The sequence below is a fragment of the Sphaerotilus sp. FB-3 genome (genome assembly GCF_023706025.1).
Classification (GTDB): domain Bacteria; phylum Pseudomonadota; class Gammaproteobacteria; order Burkholderiales; family Burkholderiaceae_C; genus Sphaerotilus; species Sphaerotilus sulfidivorans.
Genome location: NZ_BQWE01000060.1, coordinates 39,866 through 59,984 on the forward strand (window position 1 = coordinate 39,866; position 20,119 = coordinate 59,984).

The window sequence follows — 20,119 nt, forward strand, 5'->3', positions numbered from 1 at the left end:
CGTGCCTTGAGCTGCGCGCCGTGCGGGCAGGGGGCGGCATGCCCCCGGATTTCGGTGTCAGTCGGTGATGCGCCGCACGCCCTCGAGCGGGCAGCTCATGATCGCGTTGCGCAGCGCCGCGATCGCCTCGTAGCGGGTGAAGGATCGACGCCAGGCCAGCACCACCCGGCGGGTCGGCACCGGATCGGCGAAGGGCAGGTAGCGCACCAGCGCATCGCGGTCGGTGCCGGCGCCGGGCGGGATCGACAGCTGGGGCACCACGGTCAGGCCCATGCCGGAGGCGACCATGTGGCGGATCGTCTCCAGCGACGAGCCCTCGAAGCTCTTGCGGATGCCCTCCGCATCGCTGGCGAAGCGGGCGAACTCCGGGCAGACCTCGAGCACATGGTCGCGGAAGCAGTGGCCGGTGCCCAGCAGCAGCATGGTCTCCTGCTTCAGCTCCGCCGAGGAGATGCGCTCGCGCGTGGCCAGCGGGTGATCGCGCGGCACCGCGACCATGAAGGGCTCGTCGTAGAGCGGCGCGATCGCCAGGCCGGTGTCGGGAAAGGGCTCGGCCAGCACGGTGCAGTCGAGCTCGCCGGTGCGCAGCATCTCGAGCAGGCGCACGGTGAAGTTCTCCTGCAGCATCAGCGGCATCTGCGGCACCTGCGCGATCGTGCTGCGCACCAGGTCCGGCAGCAGATAGGGGCCGATGGTGTGGATCACGCCCAGCCGCAGCGGCCCGGCCAGCGGGTCCTTGCCGCGCCGGGCGATCTCCTTGATCGAGGCGGCGCTCTCCAGCGTGACCTGGGCCTGGCGCACGATGTCCTCGCCCAGCGGCGTGACCGAGACCTCGCTGCCGCCGCGCTCGAAGATCTTGACCTCGAGTTCTTCCTCGAGCTTCTTGATGGCCACCGACAGGGTGGGCTGCGAGACGAAGCACGCTTCGGCTGCGCGCCCGAAATGTCGCTCGCGCGCGACCGCGACGATGTAGCGCAGTTCGGTAAGGGTCATGTCGCCGATTGTGCGGAAAACCCGTACCGGTGTCATGGCCCTCTTTCGGTTGGTGCGCTGCATTTCCGGGCAGGCGACCGAAGGGTTTTCACTATCCGTCTGCGCTGCCTGCTGCATTGATCCGTATCTATAATCGATCAAACTTCATTGATCGGCATCAAACCGTTGCCCATCCATTGCCATGATCCCTTTCCTTCACGCCGCGACGGCCTGTGTCCTCGCCACGATGGTTCTTGGTGCGCAGGCTCAGGATGTGGCCGGTGATCCGGCCGCCGGCCAGCGCAAGGCGGCGATGTGCATCGGCTGCCACGGCATCCCGAACTACCGCGCCAGCTTTCCCGAGGTCCATCAGGTGCCGATGATTTCCGGGCAGGGCGCCAGGTACATCGCGGCGGCGCTGAACGGCTACCGCAGCGGCGAGCGCCGTCATCCGACGATGCGCGGCGTGGCCGGCTCGCTGACCGATCAGGACATCGCCGACCTGTCGGTCTACTACGCCAGCCACCCGCCGGCGGCCAGCACCGCCGCCGCGGCTGCAGCCGCCCCGAGCGAGCAGGTGGCCGAGCTGCTCAAGCGGGGCAACTGCATGTCCTGCCACGGCGAGAACCTGAACAAGCCGATCGACGGCAGCTACCCGAAGCTGGCCGGCCAGCATGCCGACTACCTGTTCGTCGCGCTGAAGGCCTATCAGGGCGGCAACGGCCGCAACACCGGACGCGGCAACGCGATCATGGCCGGCATGGCCAAGCCCTACACGGTTGCCGAGCTGAAGGCGATGGCCGATCACATCGCCGCGCTGCCGGGCGACCTGCGAACGGTCACCCAGAGCCGCTTCCGCTGATGCCTGCAGGGGCCCTTCTCGTCGAGAGGCGATGAGCTGATCAGCGCCGGTTCGGCCGCCAGCGCGACAGCAGCAGCGCGTTGCTGATGACGCTGACGCTGCTGGCGGCCATCGCCGCGCCGGCCACCACCGGGCTCAGCAGCCCGGCCGCCGCCAGCGGAATGCCGACGATGTTGTAGATGAAGGCCCAGAACAGGTTCTGGCGGATCTTGCGGGTGGTGCGCCGCGAGATGTCGATCGCGTCGGCCACCGCGCCGGGGTCGCCGCGCATCAGCGTGATGCCGGCCGCATGCATCGCCACGTCGGTGCCGGTGCCGTCGCTGTGGGTGATCGCCAGACCGACGTCGGCCGCGGCCAGCGCCGGCGCGTCGTTCAGGCCGTCGCCGACCATCGCCACCTTCTCGCCGCCCTCGCGCAGGGCCTGGATCACGCCGGCCTTGTCGCCGGGCAGCACCTCGGCGCGCACCTCGTCGATGCCCAGCAGCCGGCCGGCGGCCTCGACCGCGCTGCGGTTGTCGCCGCTGACCAGCAGCGTGCGCAGGCCCATCGCGCGCAGCCGGCCGATGGCCTCGATGGCGCCGGGCTTGAGCGTGTCGCCGAAGGCCAGCGCGCCGAGCAGGCGGGGCTCGCCGTCCGGCATGATCTCGGCCAGCCAGGACAGCGTGCGGCCCTCGCCCAGCCAGGCCCGGGCCTGCGCATGCAGCGGCGCGGTGGCGACGCCGAGCTCGTCCATCCAGCGCTGGCTGCCCAGCCGCAGCGCGCGGCCCTCGACCGTGCCGGAGACGCCGCGGCCGGGCTCGGCGCGCAGATCGGCCGCGGCGGTCACGGTGTCGTCGGCCGAGGCCTGTGCCCGGGCCGCCTCGTTCACCGCGCGCGCCAGCGGATGCTCGCTGCCCGACTGCAGCGCCGCGGCCAGGCGCAGCGCCTCGCGCTCGCTCAGGCCGGGCGCGGCCGCCAGGCCGGTCAGCGAGGGCTTGCCCGCCGTCAGCGTGCCGGTCTTGTCGAAGGCGACGACCCGCACCGCCTGCGCCACCTCCAGCGCCTGCGCGTCCTTGATCAGGATGCCGTGGCGCGCTGCCGCGCCGGTGCCGACCATGATCGCCGCCGGCGTGGCCAGGCCGAGCGCGCAGGGGCAGGCGATCACCAGCACCGCCACCGCGCGCAGCAGGGCCGCCTCCCAGTCGCCGCCGATCAGGCCCCAGCCCAGCAGCGTCAGCAGCGCCAGCACGATCACCACCGGCACGAAGACCGCGCTGACCTGATCGACCAGGCGCTGGATCGGCGCCTTCTTCGCCTGCGCCGACTCGACCAGCCGCACGATGCGCGCCAGCGTGGTCTCGGCGCCCGTCGCCAGCGTGCGCACCACCAGCCGGCCCTCGCCGTTGACCGCGCCGCCGGTGACGCGCTGGCCGGGCTCGCGCGCCACCGGCAGGCTCTCGCCGGTCAGCAGCGACTCGTCCAGATGGCTGGCGCCCTCGACGATCTCGCCGTCGACCGGCACCCGCTCGCCCGGCCGGATCACCACCCGGTCGCCGACGCGCACCCGCGCCAGCGGCCGCTCCTGCTCGGAGCCGTCGGGCGCGATCACCCGCGCGGTCTCCGGCGCGAGCGCCCGCAGCGCGCGGATCGCCTCGACGGTGCGGTGCTTGGCGCGCGACTCCAGCCACTTGCCCAGCATCACCAGCGTGATGACGACGGCTGCGCTCTCGAAGTAGAGATGGTGGCCGTGGCCCGTCATCAGCAGCCACAGCGACAGCGCATAGGCCGCGCTGGTGCCCAGCGCGACCAGCAGGTCCATGTTGCCGCTGCCGGCACGCAGCGCATGCCAGCCGGCACGGTAGAAGCGCGCGCCCAGCCAGAACTGCACCGGCGTGGCCAGCAGCCACTGCCAGCCGCCGGGCAGCATCGCCTGCACGCCGAAGGGCTCGAGCAGCATCGGCGCCACCAGCGGCAGCGACAGCAGCGCCGCCAGCAGCACCCGCCGGCCTTCGCCCAGGAGCGGCTCGCGCGGCGCATTGGTGCCGGCCGGCGCGTCGGGCGCGGCCTCGTCGGGCACGTCGAAGCCGGTGCGGCGGATCGCCGCGGCCAGCGTCTCGCGCGCCACCGGCTCGCGGGTGTGCACGGTGGCCTGCTCGGTGGCCAGGTTGACCTCGGCCTCGGTCACGCCGGGCACCTTCTTCAGGGCCTTTTCAACGCGGGCCACGCAGGAGGCGCAGGTCATGCCGTCGATCGGCAGGGTGAATTCGGTCTGGGTGCGCGTTTGCATCATCGTGACTGTGCCTGGGTACGGTTCGGGGCGATTGAGCAATGTCAATCTGTCCGGGTTCGAATGAGGCTGGCTTTTGGCTGTCTTTTCGATTCTGCGCCTTCGGGTCGGGCGTGGCAGGGCCGGATCTTGCCGGCTCCGGGCGTGAATACCTGTCGCTTCGGGGTGCTTATCGGCCTCAAGCTGTTCGGTGGCGTCGCAAGAATGGCGAATCCTCATCCTCCGACCCTGCCCCCTCCCGCACGATGTCCGACGGCTCGCAAGACAAGCAGCTACCCGCCACACCCAAGCGGCTGGAGAAGGCGCGCAAGGAAGGCCAGATTCCGCGCTCGCGCGATCTCGGCCATCTGGCGGTGGTCGCGGCGGCGCTGGGCGTGATCGCCGCGACCATCGGGCCGGTCACCGAGCGGCTGCGCGACCTGATGGCCGCGGCGCTGCGCTTCGACGTGGTCACGCTGAAGTCTCCGGAGCGCATGCTCGAGCGCCTGCACGACATGGGCCTGTCGGTGCTGCCGATCGTGCTGATCTTCGGTCTGGTGACCGCGCTGGCGGCGCTGGCCGCGGCGGTGGGCTCCGGCGGCTGGGTGTTCACGATGCAGGTGCTCGAGCCGAAGTTCAGCAAGATCAACCCGATCTCCGGCCTGGGGCGGATCGTCTCCAAGGCCCAGATCGGCGACATGCTCAAGGCCTGCCTGCTGGCGCTGGTGCTGGGCATCGTCGGGGCCTCCTATCTGTGGACGCATCACGAGGACTTCGTGCGGCTGCAGTCGGGCGGCGGGCTGGCCCAGGGCTTCGCCGACGCCGGCGAGCTGCTGGTGTCCGGCCTGTGGCTGCTGGTGCTGGTGCTGGCGCTGTTCGCGGTGGTCGACGTGCCGCTGCAGCGCTTCCTGCATGCCTCCCGGCTGAAGATGAGCCATCAGGAGGTCAAGGAGGAGTTCAAGCAGCAGGAGGGCAACCAGGAGGTCAAGGGCCGCATCAAGGCGCGCATGCGCGAGGTCTCGCGGCGGCGCATGATGGCCGCGGTGCCCCAGGCCGATCTGGTGGTGATGAACCCGACCCACTATGCGGTGGCACTGAAGTACGACCCCGACGGTCCCGGCGCGCCCCGGGTGGTGGCCAAGGGCACCGACGATCTGGCCATGCGCATTCGCGACGTGGCCGGCAGCGCCAAGGTGCCGGTGCTGCAGGCGCCGCCGCTGGCGCGCGCGCTCTACGCCACCACCGAGCTTGACCACGAGATCCCGATGCCGCTGTACAGCGCGGTGGCCCAGGTGCTCGCCCATGTCTACCGGCTGCGCGAGGCGATGGCCGGCCGCGCTCCCTATCCCGGCTCGCTCGAGGACATCGCGGTGCCTCCCGAGCTCGATCCCGCCGATCCCCGGCATTCTCCGAGGGCCGCCCGCCGAGGCGTCGCCACCCCATGAACGCCCAGATCCTCCAGCTCAAGCGCCTGTTCGGGGCGCCGGACGCCGCCCTGCTCAGCGGGCTGGCCGCGCCGCTGCTCATCATCATGGTGCTGATGATGATGGTCCTGCCGCTGCCGCCGCTGCTGCTGGACCTGCTGTTCACCTTCAACATCGCCACCGCGCTGATGGTGATGGTGGTGGCGTCCTACATGGTGCGGCCGCTGGACTTCGCGGCCTTTCCCGCGGTGCTGCTGCTGACGACGCTGCTGCGGCTGTCGCTGAACGTGGCCTCGAGCCGCGTCGTGCTGATGGAGGGCCACAACGGCCCCGGCGCGGCCGGCGCGGTCATCGAGGCCTTCGGGCATTTCCTGATCGGCGGCAACTTCGCGGTCGGCCTGATCGTGTTCGCGATCCTGGTGGTGATCAACTTCATCGTCGTCACCAAGGGCGCCGAGCGCATCGCCGAGGTCGGTGCGCGCTTCACGCTGGATGCCATGCCCGGCAAGCAGATGGCGATCGATGCCGATCTGGGCGCCGGCCTGATCGACGAGAAGGAGGCCAAGCGCCGCCGGCTGGAGGTCGGCAACGAGGCGGAGTTCTTCGGCTCGATGGACGGTGCCTCCAAGTTCGTGCGCGGCGACGCGATCGCCGGCATCCTGATCCTGTTCATCAACATCATCGGCGGCTTCGTCATCGGCGTGGCCCAGCACGGCCTCAGCGCCTCGCAGGCGGCCAACTCCTACATCATCCTGGCGGTGGGCGACGCGCTGGTGGCGCAGATTCCCGGCCTGCTGATCTCGGTGGCCGCGGCGATGGTGGTCTCGCGGGTCGGCAAGGAGCAGGACGTCGGCTCGCAGATCGCCGGGCAGATGTTCCGCTCGCCGCAGTCGGTGGGCATGGTGGCGGCGGTCATCGGCCTGCTGGGGCTGGTGCCGGGCATGCCGCATCTGGTCTTCCTGGGCAGCGCCGCCGGCCTGGGCTGGCTGGCGCATCACCTGGCGCGCAAGGCCGAGCGCAAGGCGGCCGAGCCGAGCGAGGCCGAGGCCGCCGCCCAGGCCCGTCCGCAGCCGGGCGAGGAGGCCAGCTGGGACGACCTGCAGCCGGTCGACGCGCTGGGCATGGAGGTCGGCTACCGGCTGATCGCGCTGGTCGACAAGGAGCGCGGCGGTGACCTGCTCGCGCGCATCCGCGGCGTGCGGCGCAAGTTCGCGCAGGAGGTCGGCTTCCTGCCGCCGGTGGTGCATGTGCGCGACAACCTCGAGCTCAAGCCCAGCATGTACCGCCTGACGCTGCGCGGCGCGGTCATCGGCGAGGGCGAAGCCTATCCGGGCATGTTCCTGGCGATCAATCCGGGCCATGTGCAGATCCCGCTGAACGGCCAGAGCGGCACCGATCCGGCCTTCGGGCTGCCGGCGATCTGGATCGACGAGCGTCAGCGCGAAACAGCCCAAATGGCTGGATACACGGTTGTTGATTGCTCGACCGTGGTGGCGACCCATCTTTCACACTTGATGCAACAACACGCAGCCCGCTTGCTGGGCCGCGCCGAGACCCAGGCTCTGGTCGATCATGTGACCAAGCTGGCCCCGAAACTCATCGAAGACGTGGTTCCCAAGATGATCGGCATCGCTCCACTGCAGAAGATCCTCCAGATGCTGCTGGAGGAGGGCGTCCACATCCGGGACATGCGCTCGATCATCGAGACGCTGGCCGAGCACGCCTCCGCCGGCGTGACCGACCCGCACGAGCTGACGCGCCGGCTGCGCGTGGCGCTGGCGCCGGCGGTGGTGCAGCAGATCTACGGCACGGTGCGCGAGCTCGACGTGATCGCGCTGGAGCCCGAACTCGAGCGGCTGCTGACGCAGGCGCTGATCTCGGCCAACGGCCCGGCGCTGGATCCTGGCGTTGCCGAGCAGCTGACTCGCGGCGCGATCGACGCCGCCCGTCGTCAGGAGGATCTGGGCCAGCCCGCCTGCCTGCTGGTGCCTGACCCGCTGCGGCCGTCGCTGGCGCGGCTGCTGCGCCGTGCGGCGCCCCGGCTGAAGGTGCTGGCGCACAGCGAGATCCCTGATACCCACTCGATCCGCATCGGTTCGATCATTGGAGCCCACTCATGAATGTGAAGCGCTTTTTCGGGCGCAACTCGCGCGAGGCGATGCAGAAGGTTCGTCAGGCCTTCGGCGACAACGCGGTCGTGCTGTCGACCAAGCCCAGCAGCTCCGGCATCGAGATCGTGGCGATGCCGGCCGAGAGCATCGATGCGATCGAGCGCTTCGAGTCCGGCCCGGCCGCCCAGGCCGACGAGCGCTTCGAGGATGATCTGCACGAGGCCGAGCCGATGCCCGACAGCTTCGATGCGGCGCCGACCGATGCCAGCGCGCAGGTCCAGGAAGATGTCGGCACGCTGGCGATGAGCACGCTGTCCTTCCAGGACTATGTGCGCGAGCGCATGCTGAAGAAGCGCCAGGCCGAGATGAAGTCCCGCAGCGATGGCGACGATGATCCGGCCGCACCCGGCACATCCGCTTCGGGCTCTGTCATGCAGGCGCAGGCGCAGGCGGCATCGGGCGGCCAGTCACGGCCGATGCCCGCACCGACGCGGGCCGGCGAGAGCCGCCGCGAGTCCGGCGCCGGCAGCGCGCGGGCTGGCGAGAGCGCCATGCCGGGCATGCAGCCGCCCCCGGCCACCTATGCCGACTGGATGCGCCAGCAGGAGCGCGACGAGGCGGCTGCTGCCGCGACGACCGAAGAGCGCTCCTATCCGCCGGTCATGAGCCTGCATGACGACGAGCAGCTGTCCACCTCGGATGCCGATCTGTACGACAGCACCCTGATGCCGCGCCTGGACGTGCCGGCGCATTCGGCGGCGATGAACCCGGCGCCGGTGCGCTCCGCCGCGGGCCCGCGGGGCATCGATCCGGCCGATTCGATCCTGCCCTCGTCGATGGAGATGCTCAACGAGATCCGTGCCATGAAGGGCATGATCGAGGAGCGCTTCAACACGATGGCCTTCATGGACCGGCTCAACAACAGCCCGCGCCATGCCCAGCTCACCACCCGGCTGCTCGATGCCGGCTTCTCTCCCGGCCTGATCCGCAAGCTCTGCGACAGCCTGAGCGAGGACGTGACCGACGAGATGGTCTGGGCCGCCGACGTGCTGCAGCGCAATGTGCTGACCGGCGAGAACGAGCCCGACATCGAGGACCAGGGCGGCGTCTACGCGATGATCGGCTCGACCGGCGTCGGCAAGACCACCTCGACCGCCAAGCTGGCGACCTCGTTCGCGACCCGCCATGGCGCGGCCAATCTCGGCCTGATCACGCTCGACGCCTACCGGGTCGGCGCGCACGAGCAGCTGCGTGCCTATGGCCGCATTCTCGGCGTGCCGGTGCACACCGCGCATGACCGCGCGGCGCTGGAGGATCTGCTCGACCTGCTGTCGGGCAAGAAAATGGTGCTGATCGACACCGCGGGCCTGGCACAGCGCGACGCGCGCACCCGCGACCTGCTCGACATGCTCTCGCACCGCAGCATCAAGCGGCTGCTGGTGGTGAACGCCGCGCAGCAGGGCGAGACCATCGAGGATGTGCTCAATGCCTACTCCGCCAACCAGGCGCGCGGCATCATCCTGTCCAAGCTCGACGAGGCGGTGAAGCTCGGCCCGGCGCTCGATGCGCTGATCCGCCAGCATCTGAAGGTGGTGGCGATCTCGAACGGCCAGCGTGTTCCCGAGGACTGGCACCGCCTCAGCGCCCAGGCGCTGGTGAACCGGGCGCTGCGCAGCGGCGGACCTCAGGCCTGGCGCCTGAACACCGGCGACGTCAACCTGATCTTCTCCCGGCCCGCCTCGGCCGCGACCGAGCCTGCACCGGCCGTCAAGCCGGCGGCTTCGGCCGCTGCGAATGCATCGGCCCCTCCTGCACGTCGCCAGCCGTCCGCGGCTGTCCGTGACCTGGGCGCCTGAGCGGCCCGCCCCAGACCGCAACGGAGCACGCGATGGCCTTTCCCAGCGATTTCCGCCAGGCGCAGCCGGCCGATCAGGCCGACGGGCTGCGCCGTCTCTTCTCCGTGCGCTCCGTCCGCTTCATTCCGGTGGTGTCCAACCCGTTTGTCCAGCACCAGGACCAGCTGCTGCACCGGATGATGGTCGCGCTGGAGTCGCTGGGGCTCTACACGCTGATGGTGGACGCCTCCGAGCGGGCCCCGCGGGCACGTGACGGCGGCTTCGACGGTCTGGCGAAGTTCATCGAGCCGCGCTCCGACCGCCGCGCCTATCTGGCCGCGCGGGGACTGCCCGAGCGCTGGTCCGAGAGCGTGGCCGGCCCGCGCGGTTTCCTGCGGGCGATCATCGATGCGGCACCGCTGTCGCAGGCGGTGCTGCTGCATGCCAGCGCCGCCGAGCTGGCCCGCCTGTTCGGCAGCGGCGAGCAGGGCCTGAGCCGGCCACGCCCGCTGGTGCTGTGCGACGAGCGCGCCGATGCGGTCACCCATGCCTACGCCTCGCTGAAGCGGCTGGCCACCGAGGTCGGCTGGCGCGAACACGACATGCTGATGAGCGCCGAGATCGATGCGCCGGCCTCCTGGCATGTGCCGGGGCGGCTGGCGCAGTGCGCCGACCTGTTCTTCGGGGGCGTGCAGAACGACTGCATCGAGATCGTTCCGACCCGCCCGGCGACCTGGCGAGCAGCCGAGGCGCTGGCCGCCTTCATGGACAGTGCCCTGCAGGCCGGGGCGGCCTTCGTGCCCGCCAGCCAGAGGCGTCCGCGTCCGGGTGCAGCTCCGCGCCCGATTTCATCCCCCAGTCTGCAGCCGATGGTCTGACCATGTCACGGAGCCAACCGATCTACAACTCCAACGGCCAGCTCGACGCCAAGACCATGCTCGAGCAGTACAGCTCGCTGGTGCGGCGTCTGGCGCACCAGATGATCGCCCGGCTGCCGGCGAACGTCGAGCTCGACGACCTGATCCAGGTCGGCATGATCGGGCTGACCGACGCGATGAGCCGCTTCGACATCAAGCAGGGCGTGCAGTTCGAGACCTTCGCCACCCAGCGCATCCGCGGCGCCATGCTCGACGAGCTGCGCGGCGGCGACTGGATGAGCCGCAGCGGGCGCAAGCACCAGCGTGACATCGAGGGCGCGGTCCACAAGCTCGAGCAGCGTCTCGGCCGGGCGCCGCACGAGAGCGAGATCGCCGCCGAGATGGGCCTGTCGCTGCCCGACTACCAGGATCTGCTCAACCGGGTCCGTGGAACGCAGCTGGTCTATCTCGAGGACATGAGCGGCGACGAGGGCGACAGCGACTATCTGGATCGCCATGTCGCCGACACCGACGCCGATCCGCTGGCCCGGCTCAACGACCGACGCATGCGCGAGGCGCTGGTCGAGGCGATCAAGGGCCTGCCCGAGCGCGAACAGTACGTGATGAGCATGTACTACGAGCACGACATGAACCTGAAGGAAATCGCCGCAGTCCTGGGCGTGACCGAGTCGCGGGTGTGCCAGCTGCACAGCCAGTCGATCGCCCGGCTGCGCGCCAAGCTGCGGGCCTGGTGAGATTCAGGGCACCTCCGGCGAGGTGCCCTCCAGCCGGAAATCCGAGATGTGGAAGCTGTTGCATGGTCGGCGTGCGGATGCCGACAAGGCCCTGAACCCGACGTCCGACGGGCCGGCGATGCCGCCTGTGTCGTCCGAGAAGGGCGTTGTCCAGCGCATCGCCGCCCAGGTGTCGAACATCGGCCGCGATGCGGCCGAGACCCGCGGCGTGATCGAGGATGCCAAGCGTGATGCGGCCGTGCATCTGGCCTCGCTGCAGCAGCTCGAGCAGTGGCTGCGCGAGGTCGAGCAGTCCCAGCGTGCGATCGGCGATGCTTCTGGCGCCACCCGAGAGGCCGTGGTGCGGGCGCGCACCGAGGTCGCGCAGGTCGCCGGCGAGGTGGCCAGCATCGTCGAGGTGCTGCGCCAGGTGGCCTCGGCCGCCAGCGACATCGGCCAGATCGCGCTGCAGACCCGGCTGGTCGCCTTCAATGCCTCGGTCGAGGCCAAGCGCGCCGGCGAGGCCGGGCGCGGCTTCGGTGTGGTGGCCGATGCGGTCAAGGATCTGGCCGGCCGGGTGGAGAGCTCCTCGCGCACCATCATGGGCACGCTGACCGATCTGGACCGGCGCATCGAGTCCTTCTCGCGCGAGATCCGCTCGGGTGAAGAGGGTTCGGCCCAGGGCGCGATCCACCGCGCGTTCGCCGAGGTCGAGGTCTCGGTCGGACGGATCGACGAGACCGCCGGGCGCAGCGCCACCACCGTCCAGCAGGTCTGCGAGCGCTCGCAGCAGCTCTCCAGCGGCATCCGTCATGCCTTCGACGGCCTGGATGTGGCGCTGGACTGCAGCGACCGTTTCCTGTCGGTGTCCGAGACCCTGATCGACGAACTGGCCGGCTGCGGTGTCGAAACCACCGACACGCCGATGATCGCGCAGGCCCAGCGTGCGGCCGCCGACATGTCCCGGCTGCTCGAGCAGGCGGTCCAGCAGGGGCACATCTCGGCGCAGGCGCTCTTCGATGTGCGCTATCAGCCGCTCGAGGGCACGCAGCCGGAGCAGTTTCTGGCCACCTTCTCGCCGCTGGCGGAAAGGCTCTTTCCGGCGATCCAGGAAAAGGTGCTGGGCAGCAGCGACAAGATCGCCTTCTGCATCGCGGTCGATCGCAACGGCTATGTGCCGGTGCACAACACCATCTACTGCCAGCCTCAGCGTCCCGGCGATGTGGCCTGGAACACCGCCAACAGCCGCTACCGGCGCATCTTCAACGACCGCACCGGTCTGGCCTCGGCGCGCAACGAGCGGCCTTTCCTGGTGCAGACCTACCGCCGCGACATGGGCGGCGGCAAGCATGTGATGCTCAAGGAGGCCTCGGCACCGATCATCGTGCAGGGCCGCCACTGGGGCGGCCTGCGCATCGGTTACCGGTTCTGAGGCGACTGCAGCGCGGTCAGCCAGTCGCAGCGCAACAGGCCGCGCTGGTGCAACTGGCGCCGTGCTGCGGCGTAGAACGAGGGCGTCAGCGTCATCAGCAGCGACACCGGCATCATTTCCGGCGCATCGATGACGGCCAGGGCCAGCAGCAGCGTCCAGCCTGCCGCCCACACGCAGAGCACCAGATCGCACAGGGCTGCTTCCATGGCGCGACCGCCGGAATGATGGCGGTGCCATTGCTTGAGATCTTGCAGCTGCTGCAGTGTCATGGGCTGACCTGGGTACGGGCGGTGGGTGGCAGAGGGGGCGGGTCTTGCAGCTTTGCTGCTGCGCAGCAATTTTAGGGTAAACCCGCGAGATTGCCCATGAGAAATACGCCTGCAAAAGAGGCGTTGGAAAAAGACAAGGGCCCCGCAGGGCCCTTGATCACGCCGGGTGGAGGCGCTCAGGTCTGATCAGCGCTGGTCCAGCGGCTTGACGTCGCGACGCTCGGCGCCGACGAAGAGCTGGCGCGGACGGCCGATCTTGTACTCGGGGTCGGCGATCATCTCGTTGAGCTGGGCGATCCAGCCGACCGTGCGGGCCAGCGCGAAGATCGCGGTGAACAGCTGCACCGGGATGCCGATGGCGCGCTGCACGATGCCCGAGTAGAAGTCGACGTTCGGGTAGAGCTTGCGGGCGACGAAGTAGTCGTCTTCCAGCGCGATCTTCTCGAGTTCCATCGCCAGCTTGAACAGCGGGTCGTTCTGCAGGCCCAGCTCGTTCAGCACTTCATGGCAGGTCTCGCGCATCAGCTTGGCGCGCGGGTCGTAGTTCTTGTAGACGCGGTGACCGAAGCCCATCAGCTTGACGCCGCTGTTCTTGTCCTTCACCTTCTCCATGAACTCGCCGACCTTGGCGACGCCGCCGTTGGCCTGGATCTCCTCCAGCATGTTCAGGCAGGCCTCGTTGGCGCCGCCGTGGGCGGGGCCCCACAGGCAGGCGACACCGGCGGCGATCGCCGCGAACGGGTTGGTGCCCGACGAGCCGCACAGGCGCACCGTCGAGGTCGAGGCGTTCTGCTCGTGGTCGGCGTGCAGGATGAAGATGCGGTCGAGCGCGCGCTCGATCACCGGGTTGACCTTGTAGTCCTCGCACGGCGTGGCGAACATCATGCGCATGAAGTTGCCGGCGTAGGACAGGTCGTTCTTCGGGTACATGTACGGCTGACCGACCGAGTACTTGTACGCCATCGCCACCAGCGTGGGCATCTTGGCGATCAGGCGGATCGCCGCGATCTCGCGGTGCTGCGGGTTGTTGATGTCGGTGCTGTCGTGATAGAAGGCCGACAGACCGCCGACCAGACCGGTCAGGACCGCCATCGGGTGCGCGTCACGACGGAAGCCACGCAGGAAGAACTGCATCTGCTCGTTGACCATCGTGTGGTTGGTCACGCGGGCGTGGAAGTCCTTGCGCTGGGCCTCGTTGGGCAGATCCCCGTACAGCAGCAGGTAGCAGGTGTCCAGGTAGTCGCAGCTCACCGCCAGCTGCTCGATCGGGTAGCCACGGTACAGCAGTTCGCCCTTGTCGCCATCGATGTAGGTGATGGTCGAGTTGCACGACGACGTCGACAGGAAGCCCGGGTCGTAGGTGAACTTGCCGGTCTGCGCGTACAGCTTGCGGATGTCCAGGACATCCGGGCCGATGGTGCCCTTGTAGATGGGCAGGTCCATCGACGCACTGCCGTCGGAGAACGAGAGTGTGGCCTTCACGTCGGAGGGGATCATGGCTGTTTCCTCGGTAGGTCGGTTGGTATGGGGGTGGAGTCCTGGGTTCCGGTCGCCTGGGGATGCTCAGGGCCGCTGACGCAGCATGGCGAGCACGTCCCGGACGTCCGGACGATCGATGTCACCCTCGGGCTCTTTCCTGCACAGCAGCAGGTCGAGCAGATCGTTATCGGCCAGATCCATCAGCACCTCGAGGCCGCCGGCCTGACGCACGGTCAGGCTGGACTCGAAGCGCTGGAAGAACCGCTCGATGAACAGATCGTTTTCCAGCAGGCCACGCCGGCAGCGCCAGCGCAGCTTGCTGAGTGCACGCTCGTCGAGCAGAGTGTCCATTGCAGTTCTTTCAGAGGTCTGACCGCGGCCGGTGCCGTGCCGGGGTGGAAGGCACGGCCCGCGCTGCGGTCGACGGATCGCGCAGGATCAGACGGCCCGGCGGACCATCAGCTCCTTGATCTTGCCGATCGCCTTCGTCGGGTTCAGACCCTTCGGGCACACGTCCACGCAGTTCATGATCGTGTGGCAGCGGAACAGGCGGTACGGGTCTTCCAGGTTGTCCAGACGCCCGGCGGTTTCCTGGTCACGGCTGTCGGCGATGAAGCGGTAGGCCTGCAGCAGGCCGGCCGGGCCGACGAACTTGTCCGGGTTCCACCAGAAGCTCGGGCAGCTGGTCGAGCAGCTCGCGCAGAGGATGCACTCGTACAGGCCGTTGAGCTCGTCGCGCTCCTCGGGCGACTGCAGGCGCTCCTTCTCGGGCGGCGGCGTGTCGTTGACGAGATAGGGCTTGATCGAGTGGTACTGCTTGAAGAACTGCGTCATGTCCACGATCAGATCGCGGATGACCGGCAGGCCCGGCAGGGGCTTGAGCACCACCACGCCCGGCAGGTCGCGCATGTTGGTCAGGCAGGCCAGGCCGTTCTTGCCGTTGATGTTCATCGCGTCCGAGCCGCACACGCCTTCACGGCACGAACGGCGGAACGACAGCGTCGGGTCGACCTTCTTCAGCTTGACCAGGGCGTCGAGCAGCATGCGCTCGTTGCCGTCCAGCTCGACCTCGATGGTCTGCATGTACGGCTTGGCGTCCTTGTCGGGATCGTAGCGGTAGATCTGGAAAGTGCGCTTCTGGGCCATGTTGTTTCTCCTCGGGCGCTTCTTAGAAGGTACGGACCTTCGGCGGCACCGACTCGACGGTCAGCGGCTTCAGGTTGACGGACTTGTACGACAGCGAGTTGGTGGCACTGTCCCAGAGGGTGTGCTTCATCCATTCCTTGTCGTTGCGGCCCAGCGGGAATTCCTTGTCGTCGGCACCGCGCTCGTAGTCCTTGACGGTGTGTGCGCCACGGCATTCCTTGCGGGCAGCGGCCGAGGTCATCGTGGCCTGGGCGGCCTCGATCAGGTTGTCGACTTCCAGCGCCTCGATGCGGGCGGTGTTGAAGACCTTCGACTTGTCCTTGAGCGTGATGTTGCGCACGCGCTCGCGGATCGCGTTGATCTTGACCACGCCCTCGTCCATCGTCTTCTGGGTGCGGAACACGCCGGCGTGCTGCTGCATCGCGGAACGGATGTCGCCGGCGACGTCCTGGGCGTACTCGCCCGAGGTGCTGGCGTCCAGACGGGCCAGGCGGGCCAGCGAGCGGTCGGCGGCGTCCTTCGGCAGGTCCTTGTGCGACTTCGGCGACTTGGCCAGCGACTCGATGATGTGGTTGCCGGCCGACTTGCCGAACACCAGCAGGTCCAGCAGCGAGTTGGTGCCCAGGCGGTTGGCGCCGTGCACCGACACGCAGGAGCATTCGCCCACCGCGTACAGGCCGTTCACGATGGTGTTGACATCGTTCTGCGTCGTCACGACCTGGCCGGTGATGCCGGTCGGGATGCCGCCCATCTGGTAGTGGATGGTCGGCACCACGGGGATCGGCTCCTTGGTGATGTCGACGTTGGCGAAGTTGTGGCCGATCTCGAACACCGAGGGCAGGCGCTTCAGGATGGTGTCGCCGCCCAGGTGGGTCATGTCGAGCACGACGTAGTCCTTGTTGGGACCGCAGCCGCGACCTTCCTTGATCTCCTGGTCCATGCAGCGCGAGACGAAGTCGCGCGGGGCCAGATCCTTCAGCGTCGGGGCATAGCGCTCCATGAAGCGCTCGCCGTTGACGTTGCGCAGGATCGCGCCTTCGCCGCGGCAGCCTTCGGTCAGCAGCACGCCCGCGCCGGCCACGCCGGTCGGGTGGAACTGCCAGAACTCCATGTCCTGCAGCGGGATGCCGGCGCGCGCGGCCATGCCCAGGCCGTCGCCGGTGTTGATGAAGGCGTTGGTCGATGCAGCGAAGATGCGGCCCGCGCCCCCGGTGGCCAGCAGCACGCTCTTGGCCTCGAAGATGAACAGCTCGCCGGTCTCCATCTCGAGCGCGGTCACGCCGACCACGTCGCCTTCGGCGTCGCGGATCAGGTCCAGCGCCATCCACTCGACGAAGAACTGCGTGCGCGACTTGACGTTCTGCTGGTACAGCGTGTGCAGCATCGCGTGGCCGGTGCGGTCGGCGGCGGCGCAGGCGCGCTGGACGGGCTTCTCGCCGTAGTTGGCGGTGTGGCCGCCGAACGGACGCTGGTAGATGGTGCCGTCGGCATTGCGGTCGAACGGCATGCCGAAGTGCTCGAGCTCGTAGACGACCTTCGGCGCTTCACGGCACATGAACTCGATGGCGTCCTGGTCGCCCAGCCAGTCCGAGCCCTTGATGGTGTCGTAGAAGTGGTAGTGCCAGTTGTCTTCCGACATGTTGCCCAGCGAGGCGCCGACGCCACCCTGGGCGGCGACGGTGTGCGAGCGGGTCGGGAAGACCTTGGTCAGGACGGCGACGTTCAGGCCGGCGCGCGCGAGCTGCAGCGAGGCGCGCATGCCCGAGCCACCCGCGCCGACGATGACGACATCGAACTTGCGGCGCGGCAGGGAACCAGAATAGCTGGCGGAAGTAGCGATCGACGCCATCAGAGTCTCCAGAGAACTTGCACTGCCCAGCCGGCGCAGCCGACGAGCCAGACGACCGTGGCCACCTGCAGGGTCAGGCGCAGGCCGACCGACTTGGTGACGTAGTCCATGTAGATGTCGCGCACGCCGACCCAGGCGTGCCATGCGAGGGCGACGATCACGGTGAAGGTGAGCGTCTTCATCCATTGCGCGGCGAAGATGCCCGACCAGCTGTCATAGCCCAGCGGGCCGCCGAACAGCACCTGCACCAGCAGCACGATGGTGAACAGCGCCATCAGCACCGCAGTGACACGCTGCGCGAGCCAGTCGCGCAGGCCGTAGTGCGCACCGGTGACGATGCGCTTGGAACCGTAGTTCTTGGACATGGAAAAAAGCGTCTCTCGACGTCTCTAAAGGTCGGACGGGCTCAGAACAGGCCGAACAGCTTGGCGCCGAGGGCGACGGTCAGCAGCAGGCTGATCGCGAAGCTGACGACGGCCGAGGAGTGGCCCTGCTCCTTGGTGACGCTGTGGGTGGCGTCCATCCACAGGTGGCGCACGCCGGCGCAGAAGTGATGCAGGTAGGACCAGATCAGGGCCAGCACCACCAGCTTGACGAACACCCCGGGGAACGGGCCGAAACCGTGCGTGAAGACCGCAGTGAAGTCCTCGTAGGAGGCTTCCGAGCTGACGCTCTTGTCGAACATCCAGATGATGAACGGCAGCAGCACGAACATGATGATGCCGCTGGCGCGGTGGAGGATCGACAGCTTCGCCGCGAGGGGAAGCCGGTACTGGGTCGCGTCGATGAGACGCATCGGGCCTGGCCGCTGTTTGAGGGTGTCTGCCATGAGATGCCTTTGTAATTACGAAGAAACCGCGGAATTTTATTGCAACGCAGCAGTCAAGGCACGGGTGCCGACACTGCCAGCCGCTCTTTTCAGTTCAGTTCAGCTCGTTGCGATAGTGATGCGTCGAGGTGTCGTAGAAGCCCCGGCGCAGTTCCACAGGCTTGTCACCATACGTGAACGACAGGCGCTCGACGCTGAGCAGGGGGCTTCCCGCGTCAACACCGAGCACGCCTGCCACCTCGCCATCCGCCGCCACCGCCCGGATCTTCTCCTCTGCCCGGATCATCCTGACGCCGAACTCGGATTCGAACAGGCCGTACAGGGGCCCCTTGTAGTCGCCCATGCGCTGCGCCGTCAGTCCCTTGAAGAGACTGGCCGGCAGCCAGATGTCGTCCAGCACGATCGGGCGCCCGTTCTGCGACAGGGTGCGACGGACCTCCACCGCCATCTCGCCGGCCCGCAGCGCCAGCGCGCGGGCGACGTCGGCCGGCGCGGGAATGCGGCGGCAGTCCAGGAACTGGCGCTGCATCGGCACCGGCTCGCCGCCGCCCTCGGGCTGCAGTCGCAGGAATCGATACTGGATCTTCTGCTCGCTGTGGGTGGCGACGAAGGTGCCCTTGCCCTGGCGGCGAACCAGCAGATTCTCGGCGGCCAGTTCGTCGATAGCCTTACGCACCGTGCCCTGGCTGACGCGAAAGCGCGCGGCCAGCTCCAGCTCGCTGGGAATCGCCTCGCCGGGCTTCCATTCGCCGGCCTGCAGGCCGCGCATGATCAGCGCCTTGATCTGCTGGTAGAGCGGGCTGAAGGAGGGCGCGCCACCATCCCCCGCGGAGTCCGGGGGGGCATTCATCGGCGTTGATGAAGGGGCGGATTGCGGCATGGCCGGCATTGCAGCACAAGCGGGTGTCGGGTTGCAACGCTGTTCTACAAGATGTCTTATATAAGACATAAGATCGTTGACAGTGCCCGGGTCGGCACCTAGACTGCGCGGTGCTTTTCAAGTAGACCCCACCCCCGGCAGCACTCTCGCCGTACCCCATTCCAGGAGCCTCGCCCATGAGCAAGTCCCCCGTTCGCGTCGCTGTCACCGGCGCCGCCGGTCAGATCGGTTACTCCCTGCTGTTCCGCATCGCCTCGGGCGAGATGCTGGGCAAGGACCAGCCGGTCATCCTGCAGCTGCTGGACCTGCCGCAGGCCCAGAACGCCTGCAAGGGCGTGATGATGGAACTGGAGGACTGCGCCTTCCCGCTGCTGGCCGGCATGTTCGCCACCGATGATCCGAACGTGGCCTTCAAGGATGCCGACGTCTGCCTGCTGGTGGGCGCACGTCCCCGTTCGAAGGGCATGGAGCGTGCCGACCTGCTGACCGCCAACGGCGCGATCTTCACGGTCCAGGGCAAGGCCATCGCCGAGAACGCCAAGGAAGACGTCAAGGTGCTGGTCGTGGGCAACCCCTGCAACACCAACGCCTACATCGCCGCTGCCGCCGCCAAGAAGGTCGGCCGCACCAACCCGGCCAACTACCACGGCATGCTGCGCCTGGACCACAACCGCGCGCTGAGCCAGCTCGCTGCCAAGACCGGCCGCGACGTCGCCAGCCTGAAGCAGCTGGTGGTGTGGGGCAACCACTCGCCGACCATGTACGCCGACTACCGCTTCTGCACCTCCAACGGTGACAGCGTGAAGGCCCTGGTCAACGACGCCGTCTGGAACAACGACGTGTTCCTGCCGACGGTGGGCAAGCGCGGCGCCGCCATCATCGAGGCCCGCGGCCTGTCGTCGGCCGCCTCGGCCGCCAACGCCGCCATCGACCATGTGCGCGACTGGGTGCTGGGCTCGGACGAGTGGGTGACGATGGGCGTGCCGTCGGACGGCTCCTACGGCATCCCGGAAGGCATCGTCTTCGGCTTCCCGTGCGAGTGCAAGGACGGCGGCTACAAGATCATCCAGGGCCTGGAGATCGACGCCTACAGCCAGGAAAAGATCGCCATCACCCTGAAGGAACTGACCGACGAGGCCGACGCCGTCAAGGGCATGCTCTGACGCGCTGCCAGCGCAGGTGTCCGCCGCGTTCC

General features: G+C 68.4%; 18 protein-coding genes. 8 read left to right on the forward strand and 10 right to left on the reverse strand.

Going from position 1 to position 20,119, the window contains the following annotated elements; genetic code table 11:
- Positions 1 to 57 precede the first annotated feature (57 nt).
- Positions 58 to 993: a LysR substrate-binding domain-containing protein gene (locus NFT33_RS18790; RefSeq protein WP_149504031.1), complete on the reverse strand. Its 936-nt coding sequence runs from the start codon at positions 991 to 993 to the stop codon at positions 58 to 60.
- A 181-nt stretch (positions 994 to 1,174) separates the two neighbouring features.
- Here NFT33_RS18790 and NFT33_RS18795 point away from each other — a divergent pair, with 181 nt between their 5' ends.
- The gene (locus NFT33_RS18795; RefSeq protein ID WP_149504030.1) at positions 1,175 to 1,834 is read left to right on the forward strand and encodes a c-type cytochrome; all 660 of its coding nucleotides are present in this window, start codon (positions 1,175 to 1,177) and stop codon (positions 1,832 to 1,834) included.
- A gap of 40 nt (positions 1,835 to 1,874) precedes the next feature.
- Here the strand turns inward: NFT33_RS18795 and NFT33_RS18800 are convergent, their stop codons facing one another.
- On the reverse strand, positions 1,875 to 4,103 hold the full coding sequence (locus NFT33_RS18800) for a heavy metal translocating P-type ATPase (protein ID WP_376744184.1): 2,229 nt from the start codon (positions 4,101 to 4,103) through the stop codon (positions 1,875 to 1,877).
- A 242-nt stretch (positions 4,104 to 4,345) separates the two neighbouring features.
- Between NFT33_RS18800 and flhB the strand changes: the two genes are divergently transcribed.
- Genes flhB through NFT33_RS18830 form a run of 6 tightly spaced genes read left to right on the forward strand, consistent with a single transcriptional unit; the run spans position 4,346 to position 12,472 of the window.
- Positions 4,346 to 5,524: a flagellar biosynthesis protein FlhB gene (gene flhB, locus NFT33_RS18805; RefSeq protein ID WP_251677674.1), complete on the forward strand. Its 1,179-nt coding sequence runs from the start codon at positions 4,346 to 4,348 to the stop codon at positions 5,522 to 5,524.
- Positions 5,521 to 7,623: a flagellar biosynthesis protein FlhA gene (flhA, locus tag NFT33_RS18810; RefSeq protein ID WP_251677676.1), complete on the forward strand. Its 2,103-nt coding sequence runs from the start codon at positions 5,521 to 5,523 to the stop codon at positions 7,621 to 7,623. The genes flhB and flhA overlap by 4 nt, the downstream gene beginning before the upstream one ends.
- Positions 7,620 to 9,470: a flagellar biosynthesis GTPase FlhF gene (flhF, locus tag NFT33_RS18815; protein ID WP_251677678.1), complete on the forward strand. Its 1,851-nt coding sequence runs from the start codon at positions 7,620 to 7,622 to the stop codon at positions 9,468 to 9,470. The genes flhA and flhF overlap by 4 nt, the downstream gene beginning before the upstream one ends.
- Before the next feature lie 32 nt (positions 9,471 to 9,502).
- The gene (locus NFT33_RS18820) at positions 9,503 to 10,327 is read left to right on the forward strand and encodes a flagellar biosynthesis protein (RefSeq protein ID WP_251677680.1); all 825 of its coding nucleotides are present in this window, start codon (positions 9,503 to 9,505) and stop codon (positions 10,325 to 10,327) included.
- 20 nt (positions 10,328 to 10,347) lie between these two features.
- Complete coding sequence (locus NFT33_RS18825; RefSeq protein WP_037482665.1) at positions 10,348 to 11,061, forward strand: RNA polymerase sigma factor FliA; 714 nt, start codon at positions 10,348 to 10,350, stop codon at positions 11,059 to 11,061.
- A gap of 46 nt (positions 11,062 to 11,107) precedes the next feature.
- A complete protein-coding gene (locus NFT33_RS18830) occupies positions 11,108 to 12,472 on the forward strand; it encodes a methyl-accepting chemotaxis protein (RefSeq protein WP_251677683.1) in 1,365 nt (454 codons plus the stop codon).
- Here the strand turns inward: NFT33_RS18830 and NFT33_RS18835 are convergent.
- The 8 genes from NFT33_RS18835 to NFT33_RS18870 form a co-directional block, all read right to left on the reverse strand.
- Positions 12,460 to 12,678, reverse strand: a complete 219-nt coding sequence (locus NFT33_RS18835; protein ID WP_220786146.1) for a hypothetical protein — start codon at positions 12,676 to 12,678, stop codon at positions 12,460 to 12,462. The genes NFT33_RS18830 and NFT33_RS18835 overlap by 13 nt on opposite strands.
- Before the next feature lie 249 nt (positions 12,679 to 12,927).
- A complete protein-coding gene (locus NFT33_RS18840) occupies positions 12,928 to 14,238 on the reverse strand; it encodes a citrate synthase (protein ID WP_251677690.1) in 1,311 nt (436 codons plus the stop codon).
- A 66-nt stretch (positions 14,239 to 14,304) separates the two neighbouring features.
- Positions 14,305 to 14,571 carry an FAD assembly factor SdhE gene (locus NFT33_RS18845; RefSeq protein ID WP_037482631.1) on the reverse strand — a complete coding sequence of 89 codons (267 nt, stop codon included), beginning with the start codon at positions 14,569 to 14,571 and terminating at the stop codon, positions 14,305 to 14,307.
- Positions 14,572 to 14,658: 87 nt separating this feature from the next.
- Entirely contained in the window at positions 14,659 to 15,366 is a 708-nt protein-coding gene (locus NFT33_RS18850; protein ID WP_149504016.1) for a succinate dehydrogenase iron-sulfur subunit, read from the reverse strand.
- A gap of 22 nt (positions 15,367 to 15,388) precedes the next feature.
- Positions 15,389 to 17,215 (reverse strand): succinate dehydrogenase flavoprotein subunit, encoded by a 1,827-nt coding sequence (sdhA, locus tag NFT33_RS18855; protein ID WP_251677691.1) that lies wholly within the window; start codon positions 17,213 to 17,215, stop codon positions 15,389 to 15,391.
- Positions 17,215 to 17,580, reverse strand: a complete 366-nt coding sequence (sdhD, locus tag NFT33_RS18860; protein WP_037482624.1) for a succinate dehydrogenase, hydrophobic membrane anchor protein — start codon at positions 17,578 to 17,580, stop codon at positions 17,215 to 17,217. The genes sdhA and sdhD overlap by 1 nt, the downstream gene beginning before the upstream one ends.
- 41 nt (positions 17,581 to 17,621) lie before the next feature.
- Positions 17,622 to 18,044 (reverse strand): succinate dehydrogenase, cytochrome b556 subunit, encoded by a 423-nt coding sequence (gene sdhC / locus NFT33_RS18865; protein ID WP_220786150.1) that lies wholly within the window; start codon positions 18,042 to 18,044, stop codon positions 17,622 to 17,624.
- Between the two features lie 94 nt (positions 18,045 to 18,138).
- Positions 18,139 to 18,924 carry a GntR family transcriptional regulator gene (locus tag NFT33_RS18870; protein ID WP_375139013.1) on the reverse strand — a complete coding sequence of 262 codons (786 nt, stop codon included), beginning with the start codon at positions 18,922 to 18,924 and terminating at the stop codon, positions 18,139 to 18,141.
- A 176-nt stretch (positions 18,925 to 19,100) separates the two neighbouring features.
- Between NFT33_RS18870 and NFT33_RS18875 the strand changes: the two genes are divergently transcribed.
- Positions 19,101 to 20,087, forward strand: coding sequence for a malate dehydrogenase (locus NFT33_RS18875; RefSeq protein ID WP_149504013.1), 987 nt, complete (start codon positions 19,101 to 19,103; stop codon positions 20,085 to 20,087).
- Positions 20,088 to 20,119 lie beyond the last annotated feature (32 nt).